At 73.3% G+C, this 26,573-nt stretch carries 21 protein-coding genes; 7 read left to right on the top strand and 14 right to left on the bottom strand.

The genetic code is table 11. The features are described 5' to 3' along the window. Positions 1-68: 68 nt before the first annotated feature. Positions 69-2,162 (top strand): elongation factor G, encoded by a 2,094-nt coding sequence (locus tag DAI17_RS09925; protein ID WP_107772762.1) that lies wholly within the window; start codon positions 69-71, stop codon positions 2,160-2,162. 106 nt (positions 2,163-2,268) lie between these two features. Here DAI17_RS09925 and DAI17_RS09920 read toward each other — a convergent pair whose 3' ends face one another. The 4 genes from DAI17_RS09920 to DAI17_RS09905 form a co-directional block, all read right to left on the bottom strand. Further along, a complete protein-coding gene (locus DAI17_RS09920) occupies positions 2,269-2,895 on the bottom strand; it encodes a YceI family protein (protein WP_107772761.1) in 627 nt (208 codons plus the stop codon). Between the two features lie 103 nt (positions 2,896-2,998). Then, positions 2,999-4,372 (bottom strand): FAD-dependent monooxygenase, encoded by a 1,374-nt coding sequence (locus DAI17_RS09915; protein WP_267894723.1) that lies wholly within the window; start codon positions 4,370-4,372, stop codon positions 2,999-3,001. Between the two features lie 104 nt (positions 4,373-4,476). Further along, positions 4,477-4,662 carry a CstA-like transporter-associated (seleno)protein gene (locus DAI17_RS09910; RefSeq protein ID WP_107772759.1) on the bottom strand — a complete coding sequence of 62 codons (186 nt, stop codon included), beginning with the start codon at positions 4,660-4,662 and terminating at the stop codon, positions 4,477-4,479. Positions 4,663-4,670: 8 nt separating this feature from the next. After that, positions 4,671-6,815 carry a carbon starvation CstA family protein gene (locus DAI17_RS09905; RefSeq protein ID WP_107772758.1) on the bottom strand — a complete coding sequence of 715 codons (2,145 nt, stop codon included), beginning with the start codon at positions 6,813-6,815 and terminating at the stop codon, positions 4,671-4,673. Positions 6,816-7,013: 198 nt separating this feature from the next. Here DAI17_RS09905 and DAI17_RS09900 point away from each other — a divergent pair, with 198 nt between their 5' ends. Next, positions 7,014-7,679 carry a PAS and ANTAR domain-containing protein gene (locus DAI17_RS09900; protein WP_159081459.1) on the top strand — a complete coding sequence of 222 codons (666 nt, stop codon included), beginning with the start codon at positions 7,014-7,016 and terminating at the stop codon, positions 7,677-7,679. 26 nt (positions 7,680-7,705) lie between these two features. On the opposite strand, the gene DAI17_RS09895 is transcribed toward DAI17_RS09900, so the two are convergent. After that, complete coding sequence (locus DAI17_RS09895; RefSeq protein ID WP_234412428.1) at positions 7,706-8,707, bottom strand: NAD(P)-dependent alcohol dehydrogenase; 1,002 nt, start codon at positions 8,705-8,707, stop codon at positions 7,706-7,708. 40 nt (positions 8,708-8,747) lie between these two features. Then, a complete protein-coding gene (locus DAI17_RS09890; RefSeq protein ID WP_107772756.1) occupies positions 8,748-9,386 on the bottom strand; it encodes a DJ-1/PfpI family protein in 639 nt (212 codons plus the stop codon). A gap of 149 nt (positions 9,387-9,535) precedes the next feature. Here DAI17_RS09890 and DAI17_RS09885 point away from each other — a divergent pair, with 149 nt between their 5' ends. The 5 genes from DAI17_RS09885 to DAI17_RS09865 all read left to right on the top strand — a co-directional run bounded on the left by DAI17_RS09885 (position 9,536) and on the right by DAI17_RS09865 (position 17,035). Then, positions 9,536-12,256, top strand: coding sequence for a helix-turn-helix transcriptional regulator (locus DAI17_RS09885; RefSeq protein ID WP_107772755.1), 2,721 nt, complete (start codon positions 9,536-9,538; stop codon positions 12,254-12,256). 113 nt (positions 12,257-12,369) lie between these two features. Continuing rightward, the gene (locus tag DAI17_RS09880; RefSeq protein ID WP_107772754.1) at positions 12,370-13,737 is read left to right on the top strand and encodes an alpha/beta hydrolase; all 1,368 of its coding nucleotides are present in this window, start codon (positions 12,370-12,372) and stop codon (positions 13,735-13,737) included. Between the two features lie 40 nt (positions 13,738-13,777). Then, entirely contained in the window at positions 13,778-15,262 is a 1,485-nt protein-coding gene (locus tag DAI17_RS09875) for an MFS transporter (RefSeq protein WP_199905044.1), read from the top strand. Positions 15,263-15,356: 94 nt separating this feature from the next. After that, positions 15,357-15,533 (top strand): hypothetical protein, encoded by a 177-nt coding sequence (locus DAI17_RS09870; RefSeq protein ID WP_159081458.1) that lies wholly within the window; start codon positions 15,357-15,359, stop codon positions 15,531-15,533. A 50-nt stretch (positions 15,534-15,583) separates the two neighbouring features. Continuing rightward, the gene (locus tag DAI17_RS09865; protein WP_107772751.1) at positions 15,584-17,035 is read left to right on the top strand and encodes an MFS transporter; all 1,452 of its coding nucleotides are present in this window, start codon (positions 15,584-15,586) and stop codon (positions 17,033-17,035) included. Here the strand turns inward: DAI17_RS09865 and DAI17_RS09860 are convergent. From DAI17_RS09860 to DAI17_RS09820, 8 genes are all read right to left on the bottom strand, one after another. Beyond that, positions 16,999-18,057, bottom strand: coding sequence for a hypothetical protein (locus tag DAI17_RS09860; RefSeq protein ID WP_159081457.1), 1,059 nt, complete (start codon positions 18,055-18,057; stop codon positions 16,999-17,001). The two genes, DAI17_RS09865 and DAI17_RS09860, sit on opposite strands and share 37 nt — an antisense overlap. A 127-nt stretch (positions 18,058-18,184) precedes the next feature. Then, positions 18,185-18,733, bottom strand: a complete 549-nt coding sequence (locus DAI17_RS09850; RefSeq protein WP_107772748.1) for a GNAT family N-acetyltransferase — start codon at positions 18,731-18,733, stop codon at positions 18,185-18,187. Positions 18,734-18,778: 45 nt separating this feature from the next. Next, positions 18,779-19,168 carry an OsmC family protein gene (locus DAI17_RS09845; protein ID WP_107772747.1) on the bottom strand — a complete coding sequence of 130 codons (390 nt, stop codon included), beginning with the start codon at positions 19,166-19,168 and terminating at the stop codon, positions 18,779-18,781. Between the two features lie 28 nt (positions 19,169-19,196). Continuing rightward, the gene (locus tag DAI17_RS09840; RefSeq protein ID WP_107772746.1) at positions 19,197-22,607 is read right to left on the bottom strand and encodes an error-prone DNA polymerase; all 3,411 of its coding nucleotides are present in this window, start codon (positions 22,605-22,607) and stop codon (positions 19,197-19,199) included. Positions 22,608-22,628: 21 nt separating this feature from the next. Then, on the bottom strand, positions 22,629-24,197 hold the full coding sequence (locus DAI17_RS09835) for a Y-family DNA polymerase (protein WP_107772745.1): 1,569 nt from the start codon (positions 24,195-24,197) through the stop codon (positions 22,629-22,631). Between the two features lie 7 nt (positions 24,198-24,204). Next, positions 24,205-24,882: a hypothetical protein gene (locus DAI17_RS09830; RefSeq protein ID WP_107772744.1), complete on the bottom strand. Its 678-nt coding sequence runs from the start codon at positions 24,880-24,882 to the stop codon at positions 24,205-24,207. Positions 24,883-24,913: 31 nt separating this feature from the next. Further along, complete coding sequence (locus DAI17_RS09825) at positions 24,914-25,267, bottom strand: hypothetical protein (RefSeq protein WP_107772920.1); 354 nt, start codon at positions 25,265-25,267, stop codon at positions 24,914-24,916. Between the two features lie 45 nt (positions 25,268-25,312). After that, positions 25,313-26,203 carry a PAS domain-containing protein gene (locus DAI17_RS09820; protein WP_107772743.1) on the bottom strand — a complete coding sequence of 297 codons (891 nt, stop codon included), beginning with the start codon at positions 26,201-26,203 and terminating at the stop codon, positions 25,313-25,315. Between the last annotated feature and the right edge of the window lie 370 nt (positions 26,204-26,573).

Below are 26,573 nucleotides of genomic sequence, written 5' to 3'. Positions count from 1 at the left end.
GGGAGCAACCGGGCGACAGTGAACTCACACTCCTCCGACGTCGCAAACAGTGAGCAGGAGCCGCCACGGTGAGCAGGGAATCCGGTGGAAACGGAAGCCAGGCGGGACCCCCGGTCGCGACCCGGCCGGAGGCGATCCGCAACGTCGTGCTCGTGGGGGCAGCGGGTGCGGGCAAGACCACCCTCGTGGAGCGGCTGCTCGTCGAGGCCGGGGTGCTGAACAGGGCCGGCAGCACCGAGGACGGCACCACGGTGTGTGACTTCGAGGAGGTCGAGCACCGTCAACGGCGCTCCGTCGCCCTCGCCCTCGCCCCGCTGATGCACGACGGCGTGAAGGTGAACCTGCTGGACACCCCCGGGTACGTCGACTTCGTGGGCGAGGTGCGAGCCGGCCTCCGGGCTGCGGACTGTGCGCTGTTCGTCATCGCCGCCAACGAGGGGGTCGACGAGCCGACGCGGGCGCTCTGGCGCGAGTGCGCCGACGTGGGCATGCCCCGGGTGGTCGTCGTCACCAAGCTCGACCACGCGCGCGCCGACGTCGACGCTGTCGTGGCCCAGGCGCAGGACGCCTTCGGCGGACGGGTCCTGCCCGTCCACGTCCACGAGGGCGGACGCGTGGTCGGCCTGATCACCGATGACCACGAGCACGAGGCGCAGCGAGCGGCGCTCGTCGAGGGGATCATCGAGGAGTCCGAGGACGAGACGCTGATGGAGCGCTACGTCGCCGGCGAACCCATCGACCCCGGGCTCCTCCTCCGGGACCTGGAGCTCGCCGTCGCGCGGGGATCGACGCACCCCGTCGTCCCGGTCGACTCGACGACCGGCGTCGGAGCCACGGAGCTGCTCGACCTCGTGGTGTCCGCCTTCCCCTCACCCCTCGAGCACCGGATGCCGACGGTCTTCACACCGTCGGGCCGCCCCGGCCCGGCGATCGAGTGCGACCCGTCCGGTCCGTTGGTCGCGGAAGTCATCAAGACGACGACAGATCCCTACCTCGGACGGGTCAGCCTGGTCCGGGTGTTCTCGGGGAGCCTCGTGCCGGACGCGACGGTGCACGTGTCCGGGCACCGCTCGGCGTGGGCGGACCGGGGCGACCCGACCTCGAGCCACCCAGACCACGACGAGGACGAGCGGATCGGGTCCCTCTCCGTCCCTCTGGGCAAGTCCCAGCGCACAGTCCCGGTCGTGACCGCGGGCGACCTGTGCGCCGTCGGACGGCTCAGCCGGGCGGAGACCAGCGACACCCTTGCCTCCGTCGACACGCCCCTGGTCCTGAAGCCCTGGCAGGTGCCCGACCCACAGCTGCCAGTGGCGATCCAGGTCCGGACGAAGAGCGACGAGGACAAGCTCGGCTCCGGGCTCCAGCGGCTTGCTGCCGAGGACCCCACCCTGCGGATCGAGCACAACGAGGAGACCCACCAGATCGTGCTGTGGACGATGGGCGAGGCCCACGCGGACGTGCTGATCGACCGGCTCGCCACCCGGTACGGCGTGGCCGTCGACGAGGTCGAGGTCCGGGTGGCGCTGCGGGAGACGTTCGTCGGTCCTGCCACCGGCCACGGCCGGCACGTCAAGCAGAGCGGAGGGCACGGGCAGTACGCCGTGTGCAACATCGAGGTCGAACCGCTTCCGCAGGGCGGTGGGTTCGAGTTCGTCGACCGCGTCGTCGGCGGTGCGGTGCCCCGCCAGTTCATCCCCGCGGTCGAGAAGGGGATCAGGTCCCAGATGCAGCACGGGGTCGGGACCGGCTGTCCGATGGTCGACCTCCGGGTGACGCTGACCGACGGCAAGGCCCACAGCGTCGACTCGTCCGACATGGCGTTCCAGACGGCCGGCGGGCTGGCACTGCGGGACGCCGCGACGCAGGGAGGGACCTGCCTCCTCGAGCCGATCGACGAGGTGGAGGTGCTCGTCGCCGATGCCCTGGTCGGCACGATCATGGGGGACCTGTCCGCGCGCAGGGGAAAGGTCCTGGGCAGCGAGCCGCGTGGCGAGCCGGGCATGGTCGTGGTCCGGGCGCAGGTGCCACAGCTGGAGCTGCGCCGCTACGCCGCCGACCTGCGCTCGCTCTCGCACGGCTCGGCATCGTTCACCCGAGCGTTCGCCTGCTACGAGCGGGTCCCTGACCAGGTCGCCTCGAGGCTGGCGTCCGCCGCGGACTAGGAGGTCCGACAGGCGGGCCCCAGGACGCCCGGACGGCTCGGCGACCACCTGCAGCGCTTCGGCCAGCGGGACGAGCTCGAGGTCGTCCGGGCCTGAGGAGGCCGGCTCAGGCGCTCTTGATCGCGGAGATGTCGAGCTCGAGCTTGATCTTCTCCGAGACGAGAACGCCACCGGTCTCGAGCGCCGCGTTCCAGGTCAGGTCCCAGTCCTTGCGGTTGATGGTGGTGGCGCCCTCGAAGCCGATGCGGGTGTTGCCGAACGGGTCCACCGCGGTGCCGTTCTCCTCGAAGCCGATGGTGACGGGGCGGCTGATGCCCTTGATGGTGAGGTCGCCGGTGATGGTCCACTCGGAGCCGTCGCGCTCGACGGCGGTCGAGGCGAAGGTGATCTCGGGGTGGGTCTCGGTGTCGAAGAAGTCGCCGGAGCGCAGGTGACCGTCGCGGTCGGCCGAGGCGGTGTCGATGCTGGCGGTGCGGATGGTCAGGTCGACGCGGGAGAGGGCGGGCGTCTCGACGTCGACGCGGGCGCTGCCCTCGAAGTCGGTGAAGTCGCCGCGGACGGTCGTGACCATCGCGTGGCGGGCAGAGAAGCCGAGACGGCTGTGGCTGGCGTCGATGGCGTAGTCGCCGGTGACGATGCCGGCGCGGTCGGCCACGGCCACGGCGGGGGTCTGCGCCGCGGTGGTCGCGGAGGCGGCGGGAGCGGTCTTGGGCTTGCGGCGGAAGAACGACATGGGGTCTCCAGACGAGGGGTAGTGGTTGAGACTTCAACTACCATAAGCGCCTAGGGCGGCGATTCCATCCCGCGGTCGATGTGATCCGGGTCGCACGGACGGGTCACGCCGCCCGTCGTGGACCACTCTCCCGGTCATGGTTCCTGCTGTTCCGCGCGATGGCGCGGAGCGCGTGCGGGCTGACCAGTGCCCGGGCCGGCTTGTCGAGGCCCGTGACGTCCAGGAAGTCCAACGCCAGCACCGCGTCCTGCTCGGCTGCGGTCAGGTAGCGGTCGAGGTAGGCGTTGGCCGCACGGACGACGACCGTGCGGCGGCCCGGCACCACGTCGGGGGGCATGGAGAGGTCGCCACCCACCGCGGCCTCCCAGGCGATCCGGACCGGCTTGGCAGCCTGGTGGAAGAACCGGTGCGCGAGGTCGTGGGTGCCCGACCGCACGAGCTCGCGCAGCAGCCCGGCCTCGAGGGCTGCGACCGTCATGCCCTGGCCGTAGACGGGGTTGAAGCTGCAGATCGAGTCGCCGGTGACCAGGAGTCCCTCCGGGAAGTCGCGGAGCCGGTCGTAGCGCCGCCACAGGTTCGCGGGGAAGCGGTGCACGCTGACGTCGGTCACCGGCTCGGCGCTGCGCAGCGCGTCCCGGAACTGTGGCGGCGTGAGCCGGACAGCCTCGTCCAGCCAGCCTTCGGGGTCCGTGGCGGGATGGTGCCCCGCGAACGCCTCGACGGTCACGATCCACGCGTCGTCCTCCTGCTGGAGGAGCGAGATCCCGGTGGGTCGCGACGGCTTTGCGCCGACGAGCACGCCCCGGTAGCCGTTGACCCGGGTGGCGTCGAGCCGCATCAACCGGGTTGCGTACATGAGGTCGATCCGCAGCTCCTGCTCCGTCGGAGCCTCGTAGCCGTGGTCGGTCAGCCAGGCGCCGACGCGCCCGTTGCGGCCCAGCGCCGACACCGTCAGGTCGGCGTCCAGCTCGACGTCCTCGTCGGGTGCTGCGCGCGGTACGACGGTGGCCCCGACGACGCGCGTGCCTTCCCAGCGGAGCTCGACGACGTCGTGGTCGTCGAGGATGCGAACGTCGGGCAGGGCTCGGACCCGGGCGAGGACGTGGGCCTCCAGGAAGGGTCGTGTCTGCAGGTGCGCGCGGTCCATCGGCGCGTCGGCCTGGCACAGGACGTGGCCGTCGATGTCCGCGTGGAGCTGGTTGAGGTTGTCGAGCGTCATCCCGCCGTCGGCGGTCAGCTCGGTGAGGATGCCCGGCAGCAGCGTCTCGATCGCCTTCGCCCCGCGGGAGAGCAGCACGTGCACGTGCCGGCCCTGCGGGACTCCCCGGCGCGGGGCGGGGTCGGGCCGCATCGGGTCGCGCTCCACGAGGACCACCTCGTCGTACGCCTCCGCGAGCGCGGCGACCGCGAGGAGGCCGGCCATCCCACCCCCGAGGACCACAGCCCGCTGACCCGCTCGTCGTGGCGACGTGTGCATCGCTGAGCCCGCCATGATGACGCTCCCTGCCCCGGGCGACCCTGACGATCAAGCGAAGCACCGCGGCGGGAGGGGCACAAGACACGTGCGGGCCAGTACGCCGCTCAGCAGCAGCGTGCGCCCGGTGCGTGCTCCCGCTCGTGGTCCCGGCGACGCTCGAACTCACGCCGGGACACCGGCCGTTCGCCCGTCGCTGCGCACGTCGCGACGTACTCGTCCCACTTGCCCTCCCCGGTGAGCTGGCGGACGTACCAGCGCAGGGCGGTCGCGGCGCGCCTGACGGCGTTCATCGACGGGCTCATCGGTGCCCCCCGTGCACGGAGCCGTGCCCGGCGGTCTCCCACTCGCGGACGGCCTCCTTCTCCGCGGGCGTGGCGAAGAAGTCGGACGGTGCGACCAGGTGGGACTGCTGCCACGGGACCTCGGTCGTGGGCAGGCCGCCGGCGCGGATCGCCCGGACCCAGATCACCACCGCGTTGGCGACGACGACGATCACGAGCAGGGCGAAGGTCGCCTGCAGGGTGCCGTTGAGGGTGGAGTTGAAGACCACCTGCTCCATCTGGTCGACGTCGGTGGCCGGGGCCAGCACCTCCCCGGCGTCCAGGGCGTCGGAGTAGCGCGACCGCTGGCTGAAGTAGCCGATGGCCGGGTTGTCGGAGAAGACCTTCTGCCAGCTGGCGGTCATGGTCACGATGAGGTCCCACGCCAACCCGATGCCCGGCACCCAAGCCCACTTCACCTTGCCGTGCTTGATCAGCAGCGTCACGCACAGGGTCAGTGCGATGGCGGCGAGCAGCTGGTTGGCGATGCCGAACAGCGGGAAGAGCTGGTTGATGCCGCCCAGCGGGTCGGTCACGCCGACGTAGAGCATGTAGCCCCACAGGCCCACCACCGCGGCGCTGGCCGACCAGGAGGCGGGCTTCCACGAGAGGTCGGCGTACCGGGGCCAGAAGTTGCCGATCGTGTCCTGCAGCATGAAGCGGCCCACGCGGGTGCCGGCGTCGACCGCGGTGAGGATGAACAGCGCCTCGAACATGATCGCGAAGTGGTACCAGAAGGCGGCGAGGCCGCCGCCGAACGCCTCGGTGAAGACCTGGGACATGCCGAACGCGAGGGTCGGGGCACCACCGGTGCGGGAGATGAGCGTCTGCTCCTCCACCGCGGCGGCGGCCGCGGTGAGCTGGTCGGGCGTGATGCTGAAGCCCAGCCCGGCGACGAACTCGGCCGCCGTCGTCGGGTCGGCGCCCGTGGCGCCGGCCGGGCTGTTGATCGCGAAGTAGAGGCCCGGGTCGATCACCGACGCCGCGATGAGCGCGCTGATGGCGACGAAGGACTCCATCAACATCCCGCCGTACCCGATCATCCGGACCTGGCTCTCCTTGGCCACCATCTTGGGGGTGGTGCCGGAGGAGATGAGCGCGTGGAAGCCCGAGAGCGCGCCGCACGCGATGGTGATGAACACGAACGGGAAGAGCTTGCCCGCGAAGACCGGTCCGGTGCCCTCCAGCGCGAACTCGGTCACCGCCTCCTGCTGCAGGGTCGGCGCGGCCAGGACGAGGCCGGCGGCCAGCAGCACGATGACGCCGATCTTCATGAAGGTCGAGAGGTAGTCGCGCGGCGTGAGGAGCATCCAGACCGGGAGGATCGAGGCGATGAAGCCGTAGAGGACCAGGCCGAGGGTGAGCTGCTCCTTGGAGAGGGTGAGGGCCTCCTCGAGGCCCATCTGCTCGACGTACCCGCCGCCGATGATCGCGAGCAGCAGCATTGCGACGCCGAGGGCGGTGACCTCCGAGACCTGTCCCGGTCGCAGGCGGCGGAGGTAGAAGCCCATGAAGAGGGCGATGGGGATGGTCAGGCCGATGGAGAAGACACCCCACGGGGACTCGGCCAGCGCGTTGACGACGACGAGGGCGAGCACGGCCAGGATGATGATCATGATGGCGAAGACCGCGATCAGTGCGGCGATGCCGCCGACCACGCCGATCTCCTCGCGCACCATCTGGCCCAGGCTCTTGCCGTCGCGGCGCATGGAGAAGAAGAGCACCACCATGTCCTGCACCGCCCCGGCGAGGATGACGCCGACGATGATCCAGATCGTGCCGGGCAGGTAGCCCATCTGGGCGGCAAGCACCGGGCCGACGAGCGGGCCGGCGCCCGCGATGGCCGCGAAGTGGTGGCCGAAGAGCACGTGGCGGTGGGTGACGTCGAAGTCCCGGCCGTTGTCGTGACGCTCGGCCGGCGTGGCGCGGGTGTCGTCCACGCCGAGCACCTTGTAGGCGATGAATCGGGCGTAGAAGCGGTAGGCGATCGCGTAGGAGGACAGGGCCGCGAAGAGGATCCAGAGTGCCGAGACCTCCTCTCCACGGGACAGCGCGAGGACCGCCCAGCAGACGGCTCCCACGACCGCGACGGCGACCCAGATCGCGATGGACCTCGGGGTCATGCGGGACGACCCACCACTCGGGGTGGGGGAGCCAGGGGTGCGGGTCGACTGCGTGGACATGGTGTCCTCCTCCGAGCTGGAGCGTGCCTGGGCCGGGCCACGCCTACGCCTGATCTCTACTCCGTGCGAGGGGTCCACGACAAGAGGTCGGGTGCGAGGCGGTTGATGAGCCGCGCCCCGGGCGGGCAGGATTCGTCCATGACCCAGAGGACGGCCGGCGGCGCGTTCAGCGCCTCGCAGGCTGCGCTCGTGGGGCGTTGGACCTATCGGCCCGACACGCACGAGTGGTGGTGGTCGGACACCATGTTCCGCATCCACGGGTTCGCCCCGGGCGAGGTCGTGCCGACCACCGAGCTGGTCATGCGGCACCTGCACCCCGAGAACGTCGCGCCGGCCTGGGAGACCCTCGAGGCGGTCGTCGAACGGCATGAGCCGTTCTCGTTCCTGCACCGGATCCGCACCGCGACCGAGAGGGAGCGTGTCGTGATCGCGGCCGGCCACCTGGACGACGGCGGCCGGGACCCCGTCGTGATCGGCCACCTCATCGACATCACCGACCTGCGGCAGGAGGTGATCGACACCGAGCTGGACTCGGCGGTGGCAGACTTCGTGGACCACCGGGCGGTGATTGAACAGGCCAAGGGCGTGCTCGTGCAGCTCTACAGCGTGGACGCCGACACGGCGTGGGCGCTCCTGCGCGCGTTCTCGGCCGACAGCAACCGGAAGGTGCGCGACATCGCGCAGACCCTGGTGGGGGCCGCCAGCTGCGACCGCACACCGATCAAGCACCGGGCGGTGTCGGCGCACGTCATGCTGGATCGCCTGTTCGGCAACCCTCCCGACACGAGCCGGCCTCCCGGCTGACGTCGTACGCCGGCCCGGCGCGTCCGTCACATCGTGACGGCGACCTTGCCCCGGACCGTCCCGTCCTCCAGCAGCCGGACGGCATCGACCGCGCGCTCCATCGGGAACGTCCGGTCCAGGCTCGGGACCAGCCGGCCGGCGGCGACGAGCTCGCCGAGTCGTTCGTAGTCGGCGCCGCGCTCGCGCGCCACGAGCAGGACGAGCCGCTGCCCGACGAACGGCGAGAGCAGGGCCCCGCGGAGCTGTCGGCTCATCCCGGTGACCACGCCTGCGCCCTCGCCGCCGACGAACACGGCCGTCCCCCGCGGGGTCAGCGCACGGCGCAGCCGCCCCAGGGACGGGTTCCCCGCGACGTCGAGGACGAGGTCGTAGCGGCGCGACCCGTCTGCCCAGTCGTCGTACCGGCGGTCGAGGACGTGGTGGGCACCGAGGGCCCTGACGTGGTCACGCTTGGCGCCGCTGCAGACCCCGGTCACCTCGGCTCCCAGGTCGACGGCCAGCTGTACGGCGTAGCTGCCGACGCCGCCGGACGCGCCCGTCACGAGCACGGACTGCCCGGGCTGGACCTTCCCCGCTCCGGTGAGGGCCTGGAGCGCGGTGCCGGCGGAGACGGGCACCACCGCGGCCTCGGCGAAGGAGGTGCCGACCGGCTTGTGGGCCAGCTTGTCCGCGTCGGCGAGCGCGTACTCCGCGAAGGACCCGGGCGCGACCCCGAAGACCTCGTCGCCCGGCGAGAAGCGGGTCACCCCCGACCCGACCTCCACGACCGTCCCGGCCGCGTCGCGGCCCGGCACCGGGTTCCTGGGACGCCGTACGCCGGACGCGAGCCGCACGGCGTACGGCCTGCCGGTCATCAGGTGCTCGGTGCCGCGGTCGAGACCCGCGGCGTGCACGCGGAGCAGCACCTGCCCGTCGCGGACGACGGGGCGGGGCACGCGGGCGAGCCGCAGGACGTCGGAGCCGCCGTAGCGGTCCTGGGTGATCGCACGCATCGTGGCGGTGCCGGTGAGGTCGTGGGACGAGGTCATGGTGGCAGTCCTTTCGTCGGAGTGGTTGCAGGCGTGGATGTCAGATCGGGGGCATCGGGTCGTACTGGAGGTGACGGCGTACCTCGCGGGCGCGCTCGACGGACGCGAGCCGGGCCACGAGGTGCAGGGCCATGTCGATCCCCGCGCTCACCCCGGCGCTGGTGACCAGGTCGCCGTCGTCGACGAAACGGGCGTCGACGTCGGTGACGACGGTCGGGTCGATCTCGGAGAGCAGGTTGAGCGACGCCCAGTGGGTGGTGGCCCGTCGGCCGGTGAGCAGGCCGGCCGCCGCGTAGACCAGGCTCCCGGTGCAGACCGAGGCCATCAGCGGGACCGAGTCGCGCTGGCTCCGGACCCAGGCCAGGTGGCCCGGGTCGTGCAGCATCGGCCGTGTGCCGGGCCCGCCGGGGTGGATCAGCACGTCGAGCGGGGGAGCGACCCGGACCGAGTGGTGCGCGCCCAGCACCAGGGACTTGGCGCCGGTGACGGGCGCTCCGTCGACCGAGAGGCAGACGGCCTCCCAGCCGTCGTCGGCGAACTCCCGGGTCCAGTGGGAGAGGACCTCCCACGGGCCGACCGCGTCCAGCTCCTCGACGCCGTCGAAGAGGAGCAGCCCGATCTGTCGCCGCCGTCCGCACGGTGCGGAGGGCGCGAGGGCGATGGGGGAGTCGTGGTGCATCGGATGCCTCCTGCGGCTGCTCGTCGCCGGGCGGCGAAGGGGCGCCGGACGTGGTCCCAGCCTGCGGGCGGACGGGGTGCCGTCGCCCCGGTCAAAGTGCCGGTCTCGGCCCCAGCCGGGGGCGGTCCGACACCGTGTACGTTCAGGACGTGCTGGTCGGCCGGGAGTCCGAACGGGCACTCCTGGGAGCGCTCGTGGAGCGAGCGCGGCACGGGACCGCCGGGAGCGTCGTCGTGCGCGGCGAGCCGGGGGTCGGGAAGTCGGCGCTGCTCGACGCGCTCGTCGCCGACGCGGGGGAGGCGACGGTCCTGCGCGCACAGGGCTTCGAGGCCGAGGCGCCGCTGGCGTTCGCAGCCCTGCACCGTCTCCTGCGTCCCCTGGGCCGCCTGCGTGACGACCTGCCGGCCCCGCAGGCCCGGGCTCTGCGGGTGGCCTTCGGGGAGGAGGACGGCCCGTCCGTCGAGCCGTTCCTGGTGGGTGTGGCGACCTTGTCCCTGCTGACGGCGGCGGCCGAGGAACGACTGGTGGTGTGCGTCGTCGACGACGCACACTGGCTCGACCCTGCCACGGCCGGCTCGCTGCTGTTCTGCGCCCGGAGGCTGGGTGCCGACCGCGTCGCGTTGGTCTTCGCCGCCCGGGAGGCCACCGGTGACATGTTCGAGGCGTCGGGCCTGCCTGAGGTCACCGTCACCGGCCTGGACGACGATGCGGCCCGCACGCTCCTGGCGGGGCGGTGGGGCGAGGACGCGACCGGTGCCGTCGCCGAACGGCTCATCGCAGAGACGGGGGGCAACCCGCTCGCGCTGCTCGAGCTGCCCGGGGAGCTCACGCCGGACCAGCTCGCCGGGTCCGCCGCCCTCCCGAGCACCCTCCACCTCAGCGTCCACGTCGAGCGCGCCTTCCTCGACCGCTGCCGCCGGCTCGCCGCCCCGGTGCAGCACCTGCTGCTGCTCGCGGCCGCCGACGACACCGGCCGGCTCGACGTGCTGCGAGGTGCGTCGTCGCTGGCGGGACTCGACGACGACGCGCTGCGGGGTGCCCTCGGGTCCGGCTTGCTGGTCGACGACACGACCACCGTCTCGCTGCGTCACCCGCTGGTGCGCTCGGCGATCTACCAGGCAGCGTCCGGGACCGACCGACGCCGTGCGCACGAGGCACTCGCGGCTGCGCTGTCCGGGGGCGGCGAGCCGGACCGCGTGACCTGGCACCGGGCGTACGCCGCGGACGGGCCCGACGAGGAGCTGGCCGGCGCCCTCGCGGAGGTCGGCGCTCGGGCGGCACGGCGCGGGGGCCACGTCGCGGCGCTCGCGGCGTACGGACGTGGTGCAGAGCTGTCGACGGACACGGAGCGTCGTGCCCAGCTCACCTTCGCCGCCGCTCGCAGCGCGTGGGCGTGCGGTCGGGCTGCGCAGGCGCGGGCCCTGCTGGACGCGGCCCGCGAGGCGACGGACGACCCGCTGCTGCTCTGCGACGTCGCCCGCGTGCGCGGCCACATCGAGGTCAACGTGGGATCGGCTCCCGAGGCGCACCGGATCTTCGTCGACGCCGCACACGCGGTGCTGCTGCGGGACCCCGTCCGTGCGCTGGACATCGGTGTCGCGGCCGCCGTGATGCGCACCTTCGGTGCCGACAGCGGTACGCCGTTGCGGTCGGACGCGCTCCTCGCCGCCACCGCCGAGGACGGGTCGCCCCGCACACGGTGCCTGCGGCAGATGCTGGTCGCCATGACCGCGGTGGCGGAGGGGAGGTGGTCGGCGGCCGTGGAGGCGCTCGACGTCGCCTCCGACATCGGCGAGGAGGTCGACGACCGTGACGTGCTGTGGAACCTCGCGAACTCCGCGCTCCAGCTGGGCGACGACCACCGCCAGCAGCAGTACTACTCCTACGCCCTCTCCCGTGCGCGGGAGGCGGGGGCGGCCACGGCGGTGGTCTACTGCCTGCAGCGGCTGGGCTTCGGCCACTACGTCGCCGGCGACCATGTCGCGCTGCGGGTGGGCGCCGAGGAGGCGATCGCCCTCGCCGCGGGCATCGGCCAGCCCGCGATGACCGCGCTGCCGGTCGCCTGGCTCACCCTCCTCGCGGCCCAGCAGGGCCGCGAGGACTACGACGACCTGCTGTCCCAGCTGGAGCGGCTCGTCGTCGCCCACCCGCTGGGGATCACCGCCGACCCGGTGCACGACCTGACGCGCTGGGCCATGGGCGTGCGTGCCGCCGGTGCGGGCGACACCGCCGGCGCCCTCCACCACCTCTCCCGCGTCCGGCTCCCGGTGATCGCGCGGCTGGCCGCGCCGGAGCGGATCGAGGCCGCGGTCCGTGCCGGGGAGACCGGGACCGCACGGGAGTGGACCGAGGAGCTCGCGGCGTTCGCCGGCGCGACACGGCGCCCGTGGGCGGTGGCGACGGTGGCGTTCGGGCGCGCCCTCACCGCAAGGGACGAGGAGTCCGAGCCGCTCTTCCGGGAGGCGACGTCGGACCCCGAGCACGTCGGGCGTCCGCTCGACGTCGCGCGGTCCGAGCTCGCGTACGGCGACTGGCTGCGTCGCAGCCAGCGTCGTGTCGACGCCCGGCAGCACCTGCGCCGGGCCCTCGAGACCTTCCGGGACGTGCGCGCGGAAGCACTGGTGTCGCGCGCCGAGCAGGAGCTGCGCGCCTCCGGGGAGACGGCCCGCAAGCGGGATCCCTCGACGCTGGTGCAGCTCACTCCCACGGAGCTCAAGATCGCCCAGCTGGTCAGCTCGGGGATGTCCAACAAGGACGTGGCCGCCCAGTGCTGGATCTCGCCGCGGACGGTCGCCTTCCACCTGCGCAACGTCTTCGCCAAGGCCGGCGTCACCTCTCGCGGCGAGCTGGCCCGGCTCGACCTGGCCTGACCCGGCCACACCTGGGCCCGCACATCCCGGCCATCTGACCGGGGTGACCGCACGCCGTACGCCGCACGCTCGACAGCAGTCCACCACCCGTCGACTGCGAGAGCGAGAGGCCCATGAGCGCCCACGTCCACCACCCCACCCGACCGGCCGGACGTCACGGCGTCGCGGGTGCAGGGGAGCCGCGCCTCACGCGGGTCGTCCTCGCCTCTCTGGCGACCGGCGCGGCGGCCGCGCTGCTCCTGACCATGGTGGTGCTCCCGGGCGCCACCGAGGCCGTCACCACCGGCTCGGCGCTGGTGGGCTTCGGGCTCGGCTGGACGGTGCTCCGGTTCCTGTGCGGGCGCGCGGCCGGTCGGACCCAGGGCTGGGCCACGGTCCCTGCGGTGGCCATGACCGCCACCGGAGCGGTCCTCCTGACCACCGCCCCCGGCGACGCCGCGCTCTCCGCGCTCAGCTGGGTCTGGCCCCCGCTGATGCTGCTCCTCGCCGCGTGGACCTTCCTCCGGATGCGACGGACCCTGACCGGTACGGCGCGTCGGCTGGTCGCCGGCGTCCTCGCGCTGCTGGTCGCGGCCTCGGTCGCCGCCACCGCGGAGAACATCGCGTCGCGGGACGTGGCGCGGTCCTACCCGGCGCCCGGCCGTACGTACGTCGTGGGCGACCACCGGCTGCACCTCGACTGCCGCGGTGGGGACGGTCCGACCCTGGTCCTGTTCAGCGGTCTCGGTGAGTTCTCGGCCTCGTGGTCCCGGATCGTCGACGGTGTCAGCGGCACCACCCGGGTCTGCGCCTACGACCGCGCCGGGCAGGGCTGGAGCGACGACGTCGCGACGCCGCAGGACGGCGTCGCAGCTGCCGAGGACCTCCACACCCTGCTGTCCGCGGCGGGGGAGCGGGGGCCGTTCGTCCTGGCAGGTCACTCCACCGGCGGCCCCTACGCCATGACGTATGCCGACCGGTACCCCGACTCGGTGGCCGGGATGGTGCTGCTGGACAGCTCCAGCCCGCACCAGTTCACCGCCGTCCCCAGCTACCCCGTCCAGTACGCCCTCATGCGGCGCGCCTACGGCCTCATGCCCACGCTGGCGCGGCTCGGCCTGGGAGCCGCGCTGGCCGGCTCCCACCTCCCCGCGGCGGATGCGGCAGTGGTCGACGCCTGGGTGTCCTCCCCTCGTGCGGCACGCAACAGTCGCGACGAGCTTTCTGTCGTCCCCGAGGTGTTCCGGCAGGCCCAGGCCCTGACCACGCTCGGTGAGCGCCCGCTCGCGGTGCTGACCGCCTCGGAGTCCCTCCATGGGACCGAGGGCTGGGGCGAGGCCCAGGACCGCATGGCGGCCCTGTCCATCGACTCGGTCCACCGAACGGTCGACGCCACCCACGCCGGCGTCGTCGAGGACCCCCACGGCGCCGCCGCGTCGGTGCGTGCGATCGCCTCCGTCGTCCACGCCGTGCGCACCGGCGCGTCCGTGGCGACCCCCTGACCGCTCCACCCCGACGTCCGACCGACCTGAGGAGAATCCCGTGTCCGACACCTCCGCACACCAGCTCACCGGCCACGCGCACGGCCCGCACGGCCACGCGCACGACCCCGACATCGAGGCAGGGCCGCGAGCGTCCTGGTCCCTGCTCGCCGTGGCCCTCGCCGCACAGGTCCTCGTCGTGCTCGACATCTCGGTGGTGAACACCGCCCTGCCCACCATCGGGCGCTCCCTCGACATCGAGGGTGGGAGCCTGCAGTGGCTCGTCACGGCGTACGTGATGATGTCCGGCGGCGGCCTGCTCCTCGGCGGTCGGATCGCCGACCTGCTGTCCAGGCGGGGCGTGTTCCTGACCGGGCTGGCGTTGTTCACGGTCGCCTCGATCGTCAGCGGGTTCGCCGAGAGCGCCACCCAGCTGGTCGCCGCCCGCGCCGTCCAGGGCCTCAGCGCAGCGCTGCTCACCCCGTCGGCGCTCTCGCTCATCACCACGACGTACGCCGGCGCACAGCGGCGGACCGCCCTCGCCCTGTGGGGAGTGGTGGGCAGCCTCGGTGTCGCTGCCGGTGTCCTGGTCGGCGGCGCCGTGACGACCTGGTGGAGCTGGGAGTTCATCTTCTGGATCAACGGACCCGTCGGCCTCGTGGCCCTCGCCGTCGGGCACCACGTCATCGCCCGCGAGCGCGTGGAGCGTCCCGGTCTCGCAGCCTTCGACGTCCCGGGCGCACTGACGGTCATCGCCGGCCTCGCCAGCCTCACCTACGCCCTGGGCGCCACCGCCACCCACGGGTGGTGGTCGGTCCGCACCGTGACGGGGCTGGTCGCCTCGCTGGTCCTCCTTGCCGCGTTCCTCAGGATCGAGCGACGCGCCGCCCAGCCGTTGTTCCCCCCGCACGTGTGGAAGCTCGACGCACTCGTGTCGGGGACGGCCGTGATGCTCGGCATCACCGGCATCCTGGTCGGCGCAGTCTTCCTCACCTCGATCTTCCTGCAGACCGTGCTCGGCTACTCCCCGCTGCGGACCGGCGTCGCGTTCCTGCCGTTCGCGCTCGCCATCACGGTGGGCACCGTCGCGGCCCGGCACCTGCTGACCCACCTGTCATCGCGCACGGTGGCGGCCGCGGGCCTGGTGGTGGTCGGCGCGGCGGCCGGCGTCCTCTCCACGGCCGACGCGGGCGCCACCTACGTCTCGGACCTCCTGCCCGGCCTGGTCGCGACGGGTATCGGCGTCGGCATGGTCTTCGTGCCGGTCTCGGTGACGTCGATGGCCGGCATCCCGGCCTCCCACGCCGGCGTGGCGTCCGGCTTCCTGATGACCGGGCACGAGGTCGGCGCGGCGCTCGGCGTCGCGGTCCTGTCCGCGGTCGCCAGCACGGCCGGATCGCTGGCCACCCCGGACGGCGCGGCCGACGCGTTCTCGCGGGGCTTCGTCGGCGCGGCGGCGATCGCTGCCGCGGTGGCTGTGGTGGCCCTTGTGCGGATGCCCGCGGGTCGCGCCGAGGGTGCCGTCGGCGGCATGCACATGCACTGACCACCCAGAACCCGGCCATTGCGCCGGTCCGAGCAACGCCGACGCGGAGGACGGTGGAAGCACGGAACAACCACACGGACAGGCGGTGAGGGCGATGGACAGCATCCCCACGATCTCGGACACGACGCAGGGACGAGGCAACCTGCGCGGGACCCCCGACGTCTGCTGGTGCGGCCAGGACGTGGAGCACGTCCGTGGCGCTCACTGCCCCCGGTGCGGGACGGCCCGCTCGACGTACGTCGGGCCGTCCCTGTCCCGGCTGGCCGCCTGACCGCACCCACCGACCAACCCGACCACGACCCACCAGGCGGAGAGACAGCCATGACGACCCACACTGCGCTGCGCACCATGAAGGTCCGCACCACCCCGGCGGAGGACCTCGACGCGGCCCACTCAGGCCCTCGCCCGATGGAGGGACGACGGAGACTCCTCGGCCTCGTGCTGCTGGTGTCCGCCCAGTTCCTCGTGATGCTGGACGCGTCGATCGTCAACGTCGCGCTGCCCTCCATCCAGTCCGAGCTCGGATTCGGCCCGGCCGGCGTCACGTGGGTCGTCAACGCCTACGTCCTGGCCTTCGCCGGCCTCCTCTTGCTGACGGGGCGTGCCGCGGACCTCTTCGGCCGCCGTCGCGTCTTCACGGCTGGCGGGTGGCTGTTCACCATCGGCACCCTCGTCGCAGCGACAGCGGTGAGCCAGCAGCTGCTCATCGCCGGGCGCGTCGTTCAGGGCGTCGGCGCCGCCGCGCTCAGCCCCGCTGCCATGGCGATGCTCCTGGCGGCGTTCCCGACCGGGCGGGCCAGGGCGATGGGGGCCTGGGGCGCCGCGTCCACGCTCGGCGGCGCGACCGGGGTGATGGCCGGCGGACTGCTCGCAGGCACCGTGGGCTGGAGGGCGATCTTCGTGGTCACCATCCCGGTGTCGCTCTCCGCCGTGGTGCTCGCCCGTCACCTCCTGGCGGAGGGTGCGCCGGGCCCGCGGCGCCGGGTCGACTGGGCCGGCGCGGTTGCCGTCACCGGGGCGGTGATCGCCCTCGTGCACGGCGCCGTCGATGCCGTCGACCACCCGTGGACGTCTCCGCGCGTGGCCGGCGTGCTCGGTCTCTCGGTCCTGCTCGTGGCGGTCTTCGTGCTCGTGGAGCGGCGAGTCGTGGACCCGCTCGTCCCTCTGGGGCTCTTCCGGTCGGGAGCGTTGAGCAGCGGCGTCGCCCTCGCGCTCCTCGGCGGATCTGTGCGGGCGTCCACCTTCGTCCTCGTGGCCCTGCACCTTCAGCAGGTGCTCACGATGTCACCGGAGCAGGCGGGAATCGCGATGGTCCCGACCTCGCTGGCCGGGTTCGTGGTCTCGCTGGTCGTGCTGCCGCGGGTCCTCGGCGCGGTGGGGCCCGCGCGCAGCCTGGTCCTCGGCCTCGTCGTCCTCGCCGTTGGACACCTCTGGCTGGCGCACGCCCCGGCGGATGCCTACGAGATCGCAGTGCTCCCCGGCCTGCTGCTCGTCGCCACGGGGGTCGCCCTCAGCTTCACCCCCACCACGATGGTCGTCACGGCCGCTGCGCCCGCGACGCACACCGGCCTCGCGTCCGGCCTGGCGGCGGCGGCGATGCAGGTGGGCGCAGCCCTGGGGACGGCCGCGTTCATCGTGGTCGGTGTCTCGGTGGGAGGGGGCGCTCTCGACGCCTCTGGGTCATCGGCGGCGTTCACCGCCGCGGCGCTCGTGGCTCTGTCGACTGCCCTGCTGGGTCAGCGCGTCGCCAGGACCACCGGGGGAGGGGCGTAGTAGAGCGACGGCTCCGCCGGCACGGGCACGTCCCACAGCCTGCTGGCCCGCTCGCACGACCCGGTCAGGTCGCACCGGATGATCGCGGCCCGGCCGGCGTCGTTCTGCGCGAGGGTCAGGAAGTGGGTGTCGTCCTCCCACACGGCCTCCCAGTCGAGCCGCCCGTGGATCGTGGCCCGGCGCTGGCCGGTGGTCCCGTCGACCACCCACCAGCGGTCGGTGCCGGCGGCGTCGAAATAGGTGTGGGTGGCGACGGCGTGGCCGCCGTCCGGGGCCCACGCGTGCGGATACATCCGGCAGCTGCGCCACAGCGTGCGCCCGGGTCGGGACAGCGGCGCAACCCGGTTGCAGAACTCCGCGACCGGGGTGCGGTCGAAGACCACGCGATCGTGGGGGACGTCGGCGCCCACGGCGGCCTGGTCGTGCACGCGGCGCAGCCGGTCCCGCTCGACGTTCCACCACACGGTCGCGGGCCGGTGCCAGCGGGCGCGGATGCCCAGCACGACCCGCCGGTCGGTGACCGCCACCAGGTTCGCCAGCCGTACGCCGCGGTGGGCGACCGCCCGACCGGTCCTCGTGCTGTAGACCGAGATGCGCGCACGCAGGCCGAAGAAGCCGGTCCGGCGCTCGACGGCCACCCGCTCACCGCTCGCCGACACCGCCACCGGCAGGAGACCGTGCGCCTGGGCGATGACGTCGCGCTCGCCGGTCGGCGAGATGTGCACCACCCGGGTCAGGCTGCGCGGACCGACGTCGTAGTCCCGGACGAGGTAGCCGTCGGCGACCTTCCACAGCGCGTCGTGGGTGCCGCGCGTCGTGGCGGGGACCCGGGTGGCCCCGTCCCGGATGGTGTCGCGCACGAGGTGGGCGACGCCCGGATCCGCTCCCCGGGCCAGCGTCGCAGGGTCGATGGACACCGGCTCGCCCGATGCAGGGGGCTGAGGGAGCAGCGCGACGCTCGCGACGGCCGCCACCCCACAGAGGAGCAGCGCTCCCGTCCTGCGCCTGGATGACACGTCCATGGTCGCTCCTCGAGGATCTGGTCATCTGAGCCTGCGACATGCGTACGCCGATGAGCAGGGGCGATGGTCCTCTCCGGCTCCGCCGGACGGACCGGTCCAACCGTGTGTCAGGGGCCCGCAGGCACCGTCACTGCCGGCCGGTCACCTCGTGCCAAGGCCTGGGGTCGGTGCGCAGCAGCGAGTACATCAGCACGTCCTGGTTGCGACCGTCGTTGAAGAACGCCCCGCGCGCGGTCCCCTCCAGGACGAAGCCGCACTTCTCGGCTATGCGTCGGGAGGCGCCGTTCTCCGGGACGATGACCAGGTGGATGCGGTGCTCCTTCTTCGTGCCGAACAGGTAGTCGACCAGCAGCTGGACCGCCTCGGTCACGAACCCACGGCCGGCGTACCGGTCTGCGTAGAGCTGGTAGGAGAGCTCGAAGGCGTCCCAGTAGGAGACCGGGCGGAAGAACTCGATGTGACCGGCGATCTCTCCCTCCGGGGAATGGATGACGAGCATGCCCTCGGTCTTCTGCCAGAAGCCGTGCTCGGCGAACTCGCGCCGGAAGGCGGTCTGCGACATGACCCCCAGAGGGAAGAACGCACCGCGGTTGCCGATGTCGGTGTGCGCGTCCCAGAGCGCATCCAGGTCCACCTCGCGGACCTGGCGCAGAGTCACGGACCGACCGGCCAGCACGAGCTCAGGCTAGCTGCCGTGGGGCACGAACGGGTTGGTCGCGGATCAGTCGCATCGCTGGACCGGGGCGCCTGCGCGCAGGGCGCGGGGCACCTCCGCCACGTCGTCCACCACGGCGTGCAGGCCGACCAGGTCCTCCTCCCGCGCCCGGGAGGCGATCGTGACGGCGTACACGATCCCGGTCGAGCGCCACGCGTCGTCGAAGGCGCCGTCGGCCTCGACGGCCACCCCGTCGACCTCGATGCCGAGCGCCTGCGCCTCGCGATAGGTGTCGTTGAGCACGCAGAGGGCGACCGACAGGTGCAGCGCCTGCGCCCCATTGGTCACGGGGGCGGCCACGACGCCCTCTTCGGTCCACGGATGGTCGAGCACGACCCCGTCCGGCTCGCGCAGTGTCCCCGCGGTGACGCGGACTCCCCAGGGCGACAGGTCCATGGGGCGATTGTGCCCACCTCGGACCTGGTCACCGGAAGTCCCGCGACGACGCCCTCGCCTGCAGCACCGCACCGGCGCCGGGGACGACGACGTCGATGCCCTCCACCCGGTCGGCGACGAGGTTGGTGACGCCCTCGTTGCGCTCGAGGCGGCCCCGGACGACCACCGCGACCCGGTTGCGGGCCGCCTGCCGGTGCGCCTTCATCACCCCGACCGAGCACACGACGTTGAGCATGCCCGTCTCGTCCTCGAGGTTGAGGAAGGTCACCCCCATCGCCGTGCCGGGTCGCTGCCGGTGCGTGACGAGCCCGCCGACGTGGACGCGCCGGCCGGACTCAGCGGTGGCGAGCTCGGCGACCGAGCGGACGCCGGCGCGGCGCAGCTCGTCGCGCAGGTGCTCGACCGGGTGTCGCTCGGGGGAGACGCCGGTGGCCCACAGGTCCGCCAGGGTGATCTCGGGCTCGCTCATCCCGGGCAGGGCCGGCGCGGCCGGGGCCGGCGTCGTGCCGGGCAGGTGCTCGGCGCCCTCGGCGAAGCCGGCCGTCCAGAGCGCCTCGCGGCGGTCCAGCCCCCACGCGTCGAACGCACCCGCCGTGGCCAGCGCCTCGAGCTGCGCGGAGGTCAGGTCGGCGCGCCGGGACAGGTCGGTGATGCCGGTGAAGGGCGCCTCGTCGCGGGCCACGACGATCCGGCGCGCGGCGTCGAGGCCGATGCCGCGCACCGAGTCGAGCCCGAGCCGTACGGCGAGCGCACCGTCGCGCCGGTGGGCGGGGACGGGGTCGGGGGTGCCCGGCACCCATTCGGCGCGCTCGAAGCGGGGCCGGCAGCAGCCGTCGAGCCCGGTGGCCCTGACGGGGCCGAGGACGACCGCCTCGAGCTCGGCCTGCGCCGCGGACCGGGTGACGTCGGGACGGCGTACGTCGACCCCGTGACGCCGGGCGTCGCCGACCAGCGACTGGGGGGAGTAGAACCCCATCGGCTGGTTGCGCAGCAGGCCCGCCAGGAACGCCGCCGGGTAGTGCAGCTTGAACCACGACGAGGCGTAGACCAGCAGCGCGAAGGACAGCGCGTGCGACTCGGCGAAGCCGAAGTTGGCGAAGGAGAGGATCTTGACGTAGATCGAGTCGGCCAGCTCGCCGGTGATCCCGCGACGCTCCATGCCGGCGTAGAGCTTCTGCTTGACCGACTCGATCCGCTCGACGCCGCGCTTGGAGCCCATGGCCCGGCGGAGCAGGTCGGCGTCGTCGCGGCTGCAGTCGCCGAGGGTGACCGCCATCGCCATCAGCTGCTCCTGGAACAGCGGCACGCCCTTGGTGCGCTCGAGCACGGGAATGAGCTCGGGGTGGTCGTACGTGACCGGCTCCTGCCCGGTGGCCCGTCGCACGTAGGGGTGGACGGCGCCGCCCTGGATGGGGCCCGGCCGGATGAGGGCGATCTCGATGGCGAGGTCGTAGAACTCGCGCGGGCGCAGCCGGGGCAGCGTGCCGATCTGGGCGCGACTCTCGACCTGGAACACCCCGATCGAGTCGGCGCGACAGAGCATGTCGTAGACCGCCGGCTCCTCCTTGGGCATGGTCGCGAGGTCCCACTGCTCGCCGAGGTGGTCGGCGACGAGCCGCATCATGTGGTCGAGCGCGCCGAGCATGCCCAGGCCGAGCAGGTCGAACTTGACCAGGCCCATCGACTCGCAGGCGTCCTTGTCCCACTGCAGCACCGTCCGGCGGTCCATCCGCGCCCGCTCGATGGGGCAGACCTCGCCGATGGGCCGCTCGGTGAGCACCATCCCGCCGGAGTGGATGCCGAGGTGGCGTGGCGCGCCCATCAGCTCCTCGGCCAGAGCGACCACCGGAGCGGGAACGTCGTGGGCGGTCGGGTCGCCCTGGTCGCCCGCGACGACGGACTTCCACCCGTCGATCTGCTTGGACCAGGCGTCCTGCTGGCCGGGGGAGAAGCCGAGGGCCTTGGCGGCGTCGCGCACCGCCATCCGCGGCCGGTAGGCGATGACGTTGGCGACCTGGGCGGCGTTGCGCCGGCCGTAGGTGTCGTAGACCCACTGGATCACCTCCTCGCGCCGGTCGGAGTCGAAGTCGACGTCGATGTCCGGCTCCTCGTCGCGGTGGGCGGAGATGAACCGCTCGAACGGCAGCCGGTAGAAGACGGCGTCGACGGCGGTGATGCCGAGGGCGTAGCAGACCGCCGAGCTCGCGGCCGAGCCTCGGCCCTGGCAGAGGATCTTGCGTTCCCGGGCGAAGGCGACGATGTCGTGGACGATCACGAAGTAGCCGGCGAAGTCCTTCTCGGCGATGACCCGCAGCTCGTGCTCGAGGCGCTCGCGGGCCTCGGCCTCGTGGGGGACCCCGGCGTACCGCTCGGCGAAGCCGCGCTCCGCCAGGACCCGCAGCCACGAGTCGGCCGTGTGGCCCTCGGGGATCTGCCGCTTGGGCAGCGCCGGCGAGGCCTTGCGCAGGTCGAAGGCCAGCTCGTCGGCCAGCGTGACGCTGCGGGCGACCGCCCTGCGTCCGAGGTCGTCGGGGTACGCCGCCAGCGCGGTGGCCGTCTCGGCGCCGCTGCGCAGGTGGGCCGAGGCCGACAGGTCGAGCCAGCCGTCGAGCTCGGCCAGGCTGCGGCGGGCGCGGACGGCCGCCATCGCCGAGGCGAGCCGGTGCCGCTGCGGGGTGGCGTGGTGGACGTTGCCGGCGGCGACGACGTCGAGTCCGTGGACGGCGGCCAGCCGGGCGAGCGACGCGTTGGTCGCGTGGGAGCCGGGACGCGGCGAGAGCTCGACGAGGACGTGCTCGATCCCGAACAGCGACGTCAGCCGGTCGAGGGCCTCGGACGCGGCGGGCTCGCCCCCGTGGGCCAGCGCCTCCGGGACGGTTCCCTTGCGGCAGCCCGTGAGCACCACCCAGTGGCCGCGCCCCTGCTCGCCGAGCTCGTCGAGGTCGTAGACCGGGCGCCCCTTCTCGTCGCCGCGCAGGTGGGCGTCGGTCATCGCCGCGGCGAGCCGGTGGTAGCCCTCGACGCCACGCGCCAGCACCAGCAGGTGGCTGCCCTCGGGGTCGGGCACGCCGTTCTGGGGGCCGGTGAGGCCGAGGGACAGCTCGGCGCCGAAGACCGTGGCCAGGTCGTACGCCGCCGCGGCCTCCGCCAGCATCGGGGCGCCGTAGAAGCCGTCGTGGTCGGTGATCGCAATCGCGTGCAGACCGAGCCGGACGGCCTCCTCCACGAGCTCGGCCGGCGAGCTGGCGCCGTCGAGGAAGCTGAAGTGGCTGTGGCAGTGCAGCTCGGCGTACGGCGTGACCGCCGCGGGACGCTCGATCTCCCGGGCCGCCGTGGTGGCGCGCTTGCGCCGTGACACCGGCGCGTCGTCGGCGCCCGGCAGGCCGCTGAGCCGGCGCTCGAGCTCCTTCCAGTGCATGGCGGGGTTGTTCCAGCCCATCAGCGAGCCTCCCGGTCCACGTCAGTCATAGCCGGCCTCCAGGGACCAGCCGTCCGGCGCGCGCAGCAGGAGCCAGGCGCGGCCATCGGCGCCGACGACCTGGAAGCGGGCGCTCGGCCCGGCACCGCCTGACCACCACGCCTCGTCCGTCGGCCAGGGGCCGGCCCACGCGGTCACCGGCTGCCAGGGGAGGACTCCGTCGCCCAGCCGGAAGCGACGGGGCTCGCCGGTGACGACGCCCCGGTCGGTGACGCCCACGTCCCGCCCTGCGTCGTCGACCACCTCCACGGCCGGGGGAGTGGCAAAGACCCTCACGGGCGCGGGTCCCGGCACCCGGCCCGGCCACGGACGGTCCACCGGGCGCAGGTCGACGGCGCGCTCGCCCCACGGCACCAGCGCCTGCCGGGCGGCCGGACTGCGACCGCCCTGCAGCACTGGGCGGCGTACGGCGTCGAAGCCGACCATGCCCTGGACGCGTGCCACGCCGCGCTCGACGAGGTCGTCGGAGGCGCTACCCCACAGCGCCTCGCCGTGCGCGGCCGCGGGCTCGACCACCTCGGGCACGAACCTGACCCGGTCGATGGGCGCCCGCACTGCGCCGGAGTGCTTGCGGGCCCGCAGCGAGCCGCCCACGTCGGCGGACTGGAGCTGCCAGTGCACCCGGTCGACGAGGTCGCGGGCGCCGAAGTGGCGGGGGTGCAGCCAGGCGCGGGACGAGCAGACGGCCCCGTCGGACTCGGCCTCGACCCGGACCCCGGTGGCGACGAGCTGGTGGTGCGCCAGCTGGGTGACGAACCGCTCGGCGGTGGTGCGCACGCTGAAGGTGATCGCCTCGACGGAGTCGAGGGGCGGCTCGAAGGACACCTCCGCGTGGAGCTCGGGCGGCGGCGTGCGCGCCGCGAAGAGGGCGCGGTCCTCGCCCCGGGCCCGACGTCGTACGGCGGCGCCGTAGGTGCCCAGCCGGTGCTCGACGGCGTCGCCCGGGAGGTCGGCGAGGTCGCCGAGCGTGCCGAGGCCGAGACGCTGCAGCAGGCTGACCAGCTCACGCCCCTGGGACCCGTCGCCCTGGAGCACGTGCACGGGCAGGGCGCGCAGGAACGGGGCGGACCCCCCGGGCTCGACGAGCACCCAGGACTGCACGTCCGCGGTGCGGGCCGCCTGCTCGGCGGTGAAGAGGTCGTCGGCGATACCGATCCGGACGTCCCAGACGCCGCCCTCGACCAGGGCCTGGCACACCGTCGCGGCGGCCGCGGTCTCGGTGCCGTACCAGCTGCCGGGCGCACGGACGGCGAGCAGGCCGGGGCGCAGCGCCGCCACCCCGGGGCGCAGGTCCTCGACGATCGCCAGGACCGGCTCGAAGGCCCGGGCGTCGCGGTCGGGGTTTGGGGGCAGGAGCACCAGCTCGGGGCACCGCGCCTGGGCGTCGCGGCGCCGCTGCCCGCGTCGCACGCCCTCCGAGCGGGCGGGACCGTTGCACACCTCGACGACGTTGGCGGAGAGGACGGCGGCGGGGGAGCGGGGCGACTGCTCCGCTTCGTCGAGCGCGGCGACGACCGACCAGTCGGGGCACCAGACCACCATCACCCTCATGGCAGAGTCACCCGGCCCTGCCGTCCACCGACCGCCGGATCTCGCGCACCTCCCGGTCGACGCGGTGCACGCCCGGCCAGGTCAGCTCGGCGCGCTGCGGCGGCCGCGCACCGCGCCGTACGACGACACGGGCGCGCCGCTCCTCCAGCTGGCCGGTGCCGGACGCCGGACCGACCCAGGTGGACTCCTCGATGCTCAGCCGTGCCGTGGCCCGGGGCCAGTCACCATGCACCACCAGCACGGAGGAGCGGGTGCGCAGCCGCGAGTCGAGGAGCCCCGCCGTCCGCTCGTCGACGGACGCCGGTGGACGCAGGACCACCACCCGGAGCACGTCGACCAGCGCCGCGGTCACCTCCAGCCAGTGCTCGCCGGGATCGGGCACCAGGACCGTGCGCGACAGCTCGATCCCCAGCTCCGCTGCGGCCTCGACCCCGAAGTCGGCGCACCCGGCGAAGCCGACCCACTCGCCGGCCTGCGAGGCGCCGGCGGCCATGGCCAGCGCCAGTGAGGACGAGTCGACGGCGTAGGTCGAGCCGGCGTGCAGGGGCACGAGGTCGGCCAGTCCGGGGAGCGTCGGGACGGGCAGTCCGGCCGGCCGGTTCTCGATGGCGGCAACCCGCTCGCGCAGCTGGTCTACGATCGACCGCCCCGGGTCCAGCGCGGCGACCGAGCGGCTGGAGGACATGGCTCCATGATCGAACACGCGTTCGAAGGAGTCAAGCGCGCGGTCTGCTGTACACGTCCTCCCACGGGTGAGCGCCGTGACCGCACTCGACCCAGCCGTCCTCGCGGATCGCCGCGCGGAGCTCCTCCAGCGCCTGCTGCATGCCTGGTGCCCACTCCTCCTGGGGAAGCATCGTCCTGCCGAGCGGCAGCCTTCCCCAGCTGTACGGCGCGGCGAAGGTCGGGCTCTCGTACACGGGCCGGTCCTCCAGCAGCCCGACGAAGTGCCACATCTGGGTCTGCGTGGTCAACAACCCCAGCGCCGACTTCCACCAGGACCGCGTGGCCACGTCCTCCAGCTCGACGCTGAGTGTCTGTGGCGCAGTTCCCCCGCTGCTCGTCTCCATCACCACCTCCTGGTTCACGAGGGCCGTCCCCTCGCCCTCGGACGCCTACGGCTTGACGACCTCGCGCAGGGTCCCGATGGCCCGCCCGACGGCGTCGCGGGCGGCATCGATCCGCGCCGCGATCGGGGGTGCCGCGCGCGTCAGGGCGTGGTCGAGGTCCAGCGCGGCCGCGAAGAGATCCTGGAGCACCTCGGAGTGGACCGCCTCGAGGAGGCGCTCGCGCTCCTCGATGCGGGCAAGACGCTCGCTGCGCCGGATGTTGCACACCGCGCTCCGCGACCCGGGCTCGGTGTAGAGGTCGGTCACCGCCACCTCCACCCACGACCACGCGCCGTGGGATCGGACCCGGAGCTCGCCTGCCCGGTCGGCCCGGGTCGGGTCGGCGGCGACCAGCTCCTCGAAGTCCTGCTGGTCCTCGGGGTGGATCCGGTCCGTCAGGGGTGCGCCCACGACTTCGTCGACCGGCCAGCCGAAGAGGTTCGCGACCGCAGGGCTGGCGTAGCTGACGACATGGTGCTCGTCGACCAGGACTGCGGCGTCGCTGGAGCGCTCCATCAGGTGCCGTACGGCGTCGCCGAGGTTCAACGAGGTGCCGACGATGCCGATCAGCTCCCCGTCGCGGTACACGCCGCTGTCGGTGACCAGCGCGTGCAGCACCTTGCCCCCGCGGCGCTGGACCGGGAACCCGCCGGACCATGGGCGGCCCTCCCGCAGGGCCGCCATGATCTCCGCCGCCGCCTGCTGGGAGATCTCGGGCACCGTCACCTCGTTGATGTCACGCCCCAGGGCCTCTGCGGCGGACCAGCCGTAGAGCTCTTCGGCGGCGCCGTTCCAGAACACGACCCTCCCCTGCGGGTCCGTCGCGATCACGGCGTGCCCCAGCGCGTGCAGCAGCTCGTCGGCGGACGGACGCACGGACAGTGCCTCGGTCTCCATGGGGCCAGCGTGCGCCCCCGGGCCTGCCGTGGTCACGGGGCGAAAGTCCCCGAGCGATCGGCCCGGCCGGCCCGGGCATCGTCGGGTCGCCGTTGTGAGTGTCCGCACATCAGGTCTTGCTGAGGCCGCTCGATTGGGAGCGGGCCGTCCCGTCTGCCTACGTTGGATCGATCCACACGGGTATCGAGGTTCGATCGCACACCAGGTGCGCCCCTCGACCCCTCGGCTCACGCAGCCGTCGTTCCCGTGGCCCCGGCCCGGACCCCATTGACCTTGACCCTCGGCTCTCCGGCCGACCCTTCGCTGCGCTCGGGGCAGTGTTGCCCACCGAAGGAGAACCGCATCACCACCGCAGACTTCGAACGACTGC

The sequence above is a fragment of the Nocardioides sediminis genome (genome assembly GCF_003047295.1).
In the GTDB taxonomy this organism is placed as follows: domain Bacteria; phylum Actinomycetota; class Actinomycetes; order Propionibacteriales; family Nocardioidaceae; genus Nocardioides; species Nocardioides sediminis.
The sequence above is the reverse complement of the archived record's forward strand: the minus strand, read 5'-3'. Positions and strand labels throughout refer to the sequence as shown.

What these genes read in the sequence shown, in the direction of transcription:
- DAI17_RS09920 (WP_107772761.1), bottom strand. Translation starts at nt 2,895, where the DNA reads ATGTCGTTCTTCCGCCGCAAGCCCAAGACCGCTCCCGCCGCCTCCGCG.
- DAI17_RS09915 (WP_267894723.1), bottom strand. Translation starts at nt 4,372, where the DNA reads ATGCACACGTCGCCACGACGAGCGGGTCAGCGGGCTGTGGTCCTCGGG.
- DAI17_RS09910 (WP_107772759.1), bottom strand. Translation starts at nt 4,662, where the DNA reads ATGAACGCCGTCAGGCGCGCCGCGACCGCCCTGCGCTGGTACGTCCGC.
- DAI17_RS09905 (WP_107772758.1), bottom strand. Translation starts at nt 6,815, where the DNA reads ATGACCCCGAGGTCCATCGCGATCTGGGTCGCCGTCGCGGTCGTGGGA.
- DAI17_RS09900 (WP_159081459.1), top strand. Translation starts at nt 7,014, where the DNA reads ATGACCCAGAGGACGGCCGGCGGCGCGTTCAGCGCCTCGCAGGCTGCG.
- DAI17_RS09895 (WP_234412428.1), bottom strand. Translation starts at nt 8,707, where the DNA reads ATGACCTCGTCCCACGACCTCACCGGCACCGCCACGATGCGTGCGATC.
- DAI17_RS09890 (WP_107772756.1), bottom strand. Translation starts at nt 9,386, where the DNA reads ATGCACCACGACTCCCCCATCGCCCTCGCGCCCTCCGCACCGTGCGGA.
- DAI17_RS09880 (WP_107772754.1), top strand. Translation starts at nt 12,370, where the DNA reads ATGAGCGCCCACGTCCACCACCCCACCCGACCGGCCGGACGTCACGGC.
- DAI17_RS09870 (WP_159081458.1), top strand. Translation starts at nt 15,357, where the DNA reads ATGGACAGCATCCCCACGATCTCGGACACGACGCAGGGACGAGGCAAC.
- DAI17_RS09865 (WP_107772751.1), top strand. Translation starts at nt 15,584, where the DNA reads ATGACGACCCACACTGCGCTGCGCACCATGAAGGTCCGCACCACCCCG.
- DAI17_RS09860 (WP_159081457.1), bottom strand. Translation starts at nt 18,057, where the DNA reads ATGGACGTGTCATCCAGGCGCAGGACGGGAGCGCTGCTCCTCTGTGGG.
- DAI17_RS09845 (WP_107772747.1), bottom strand. Translation starts at nt 19,168, where the DNA reads ATGGACCTGTCGCCCTGGGGAGTCCGCGTCACCGCGGGGACACTGCGC.
- DAI17_RS09840 (WP_107772746.1), bottom strand. Translation starts at nt 22,607, where the DNA reads ATGGGCTGGAACAACCCCGCCATGCACTGGAAGGAGCTCGAGCGCCGG.
- DAI17_RS09835 (WP_107772745.1), bottom strand. Translation starts at nt 24,197, where the DNA reads ATGAGGGTGATGGTGGTCTGGTGCCCCGACTGGTCGGTCGTCGCCGCG.
- DAI17_RS09830 (WP_107772744.1), bottom strand. Translation starts at nt 24,882, where the DNA reads ATGTCCTCCAGCCGCTCGGTCGCCGCGCTGGACCCGGGGCGGTCGATC.
- DAI17_RS09825 (WP_107772920.1), bottom strand. Translation starts at nt 25,267, where the DNA reads ATGGAGACGAGCAGCGGGGGAACTGCGCCACAGACACTCAGCGTCGAG.
- DAI17_RS09820 (WP_107772743.1), bottom strand. Translation starts at nt 26,203, where the DNA reads ATGGAGACCGAGGCACTGTCCGTGCGTCCGTCCGCCGACGAGCTGCTG.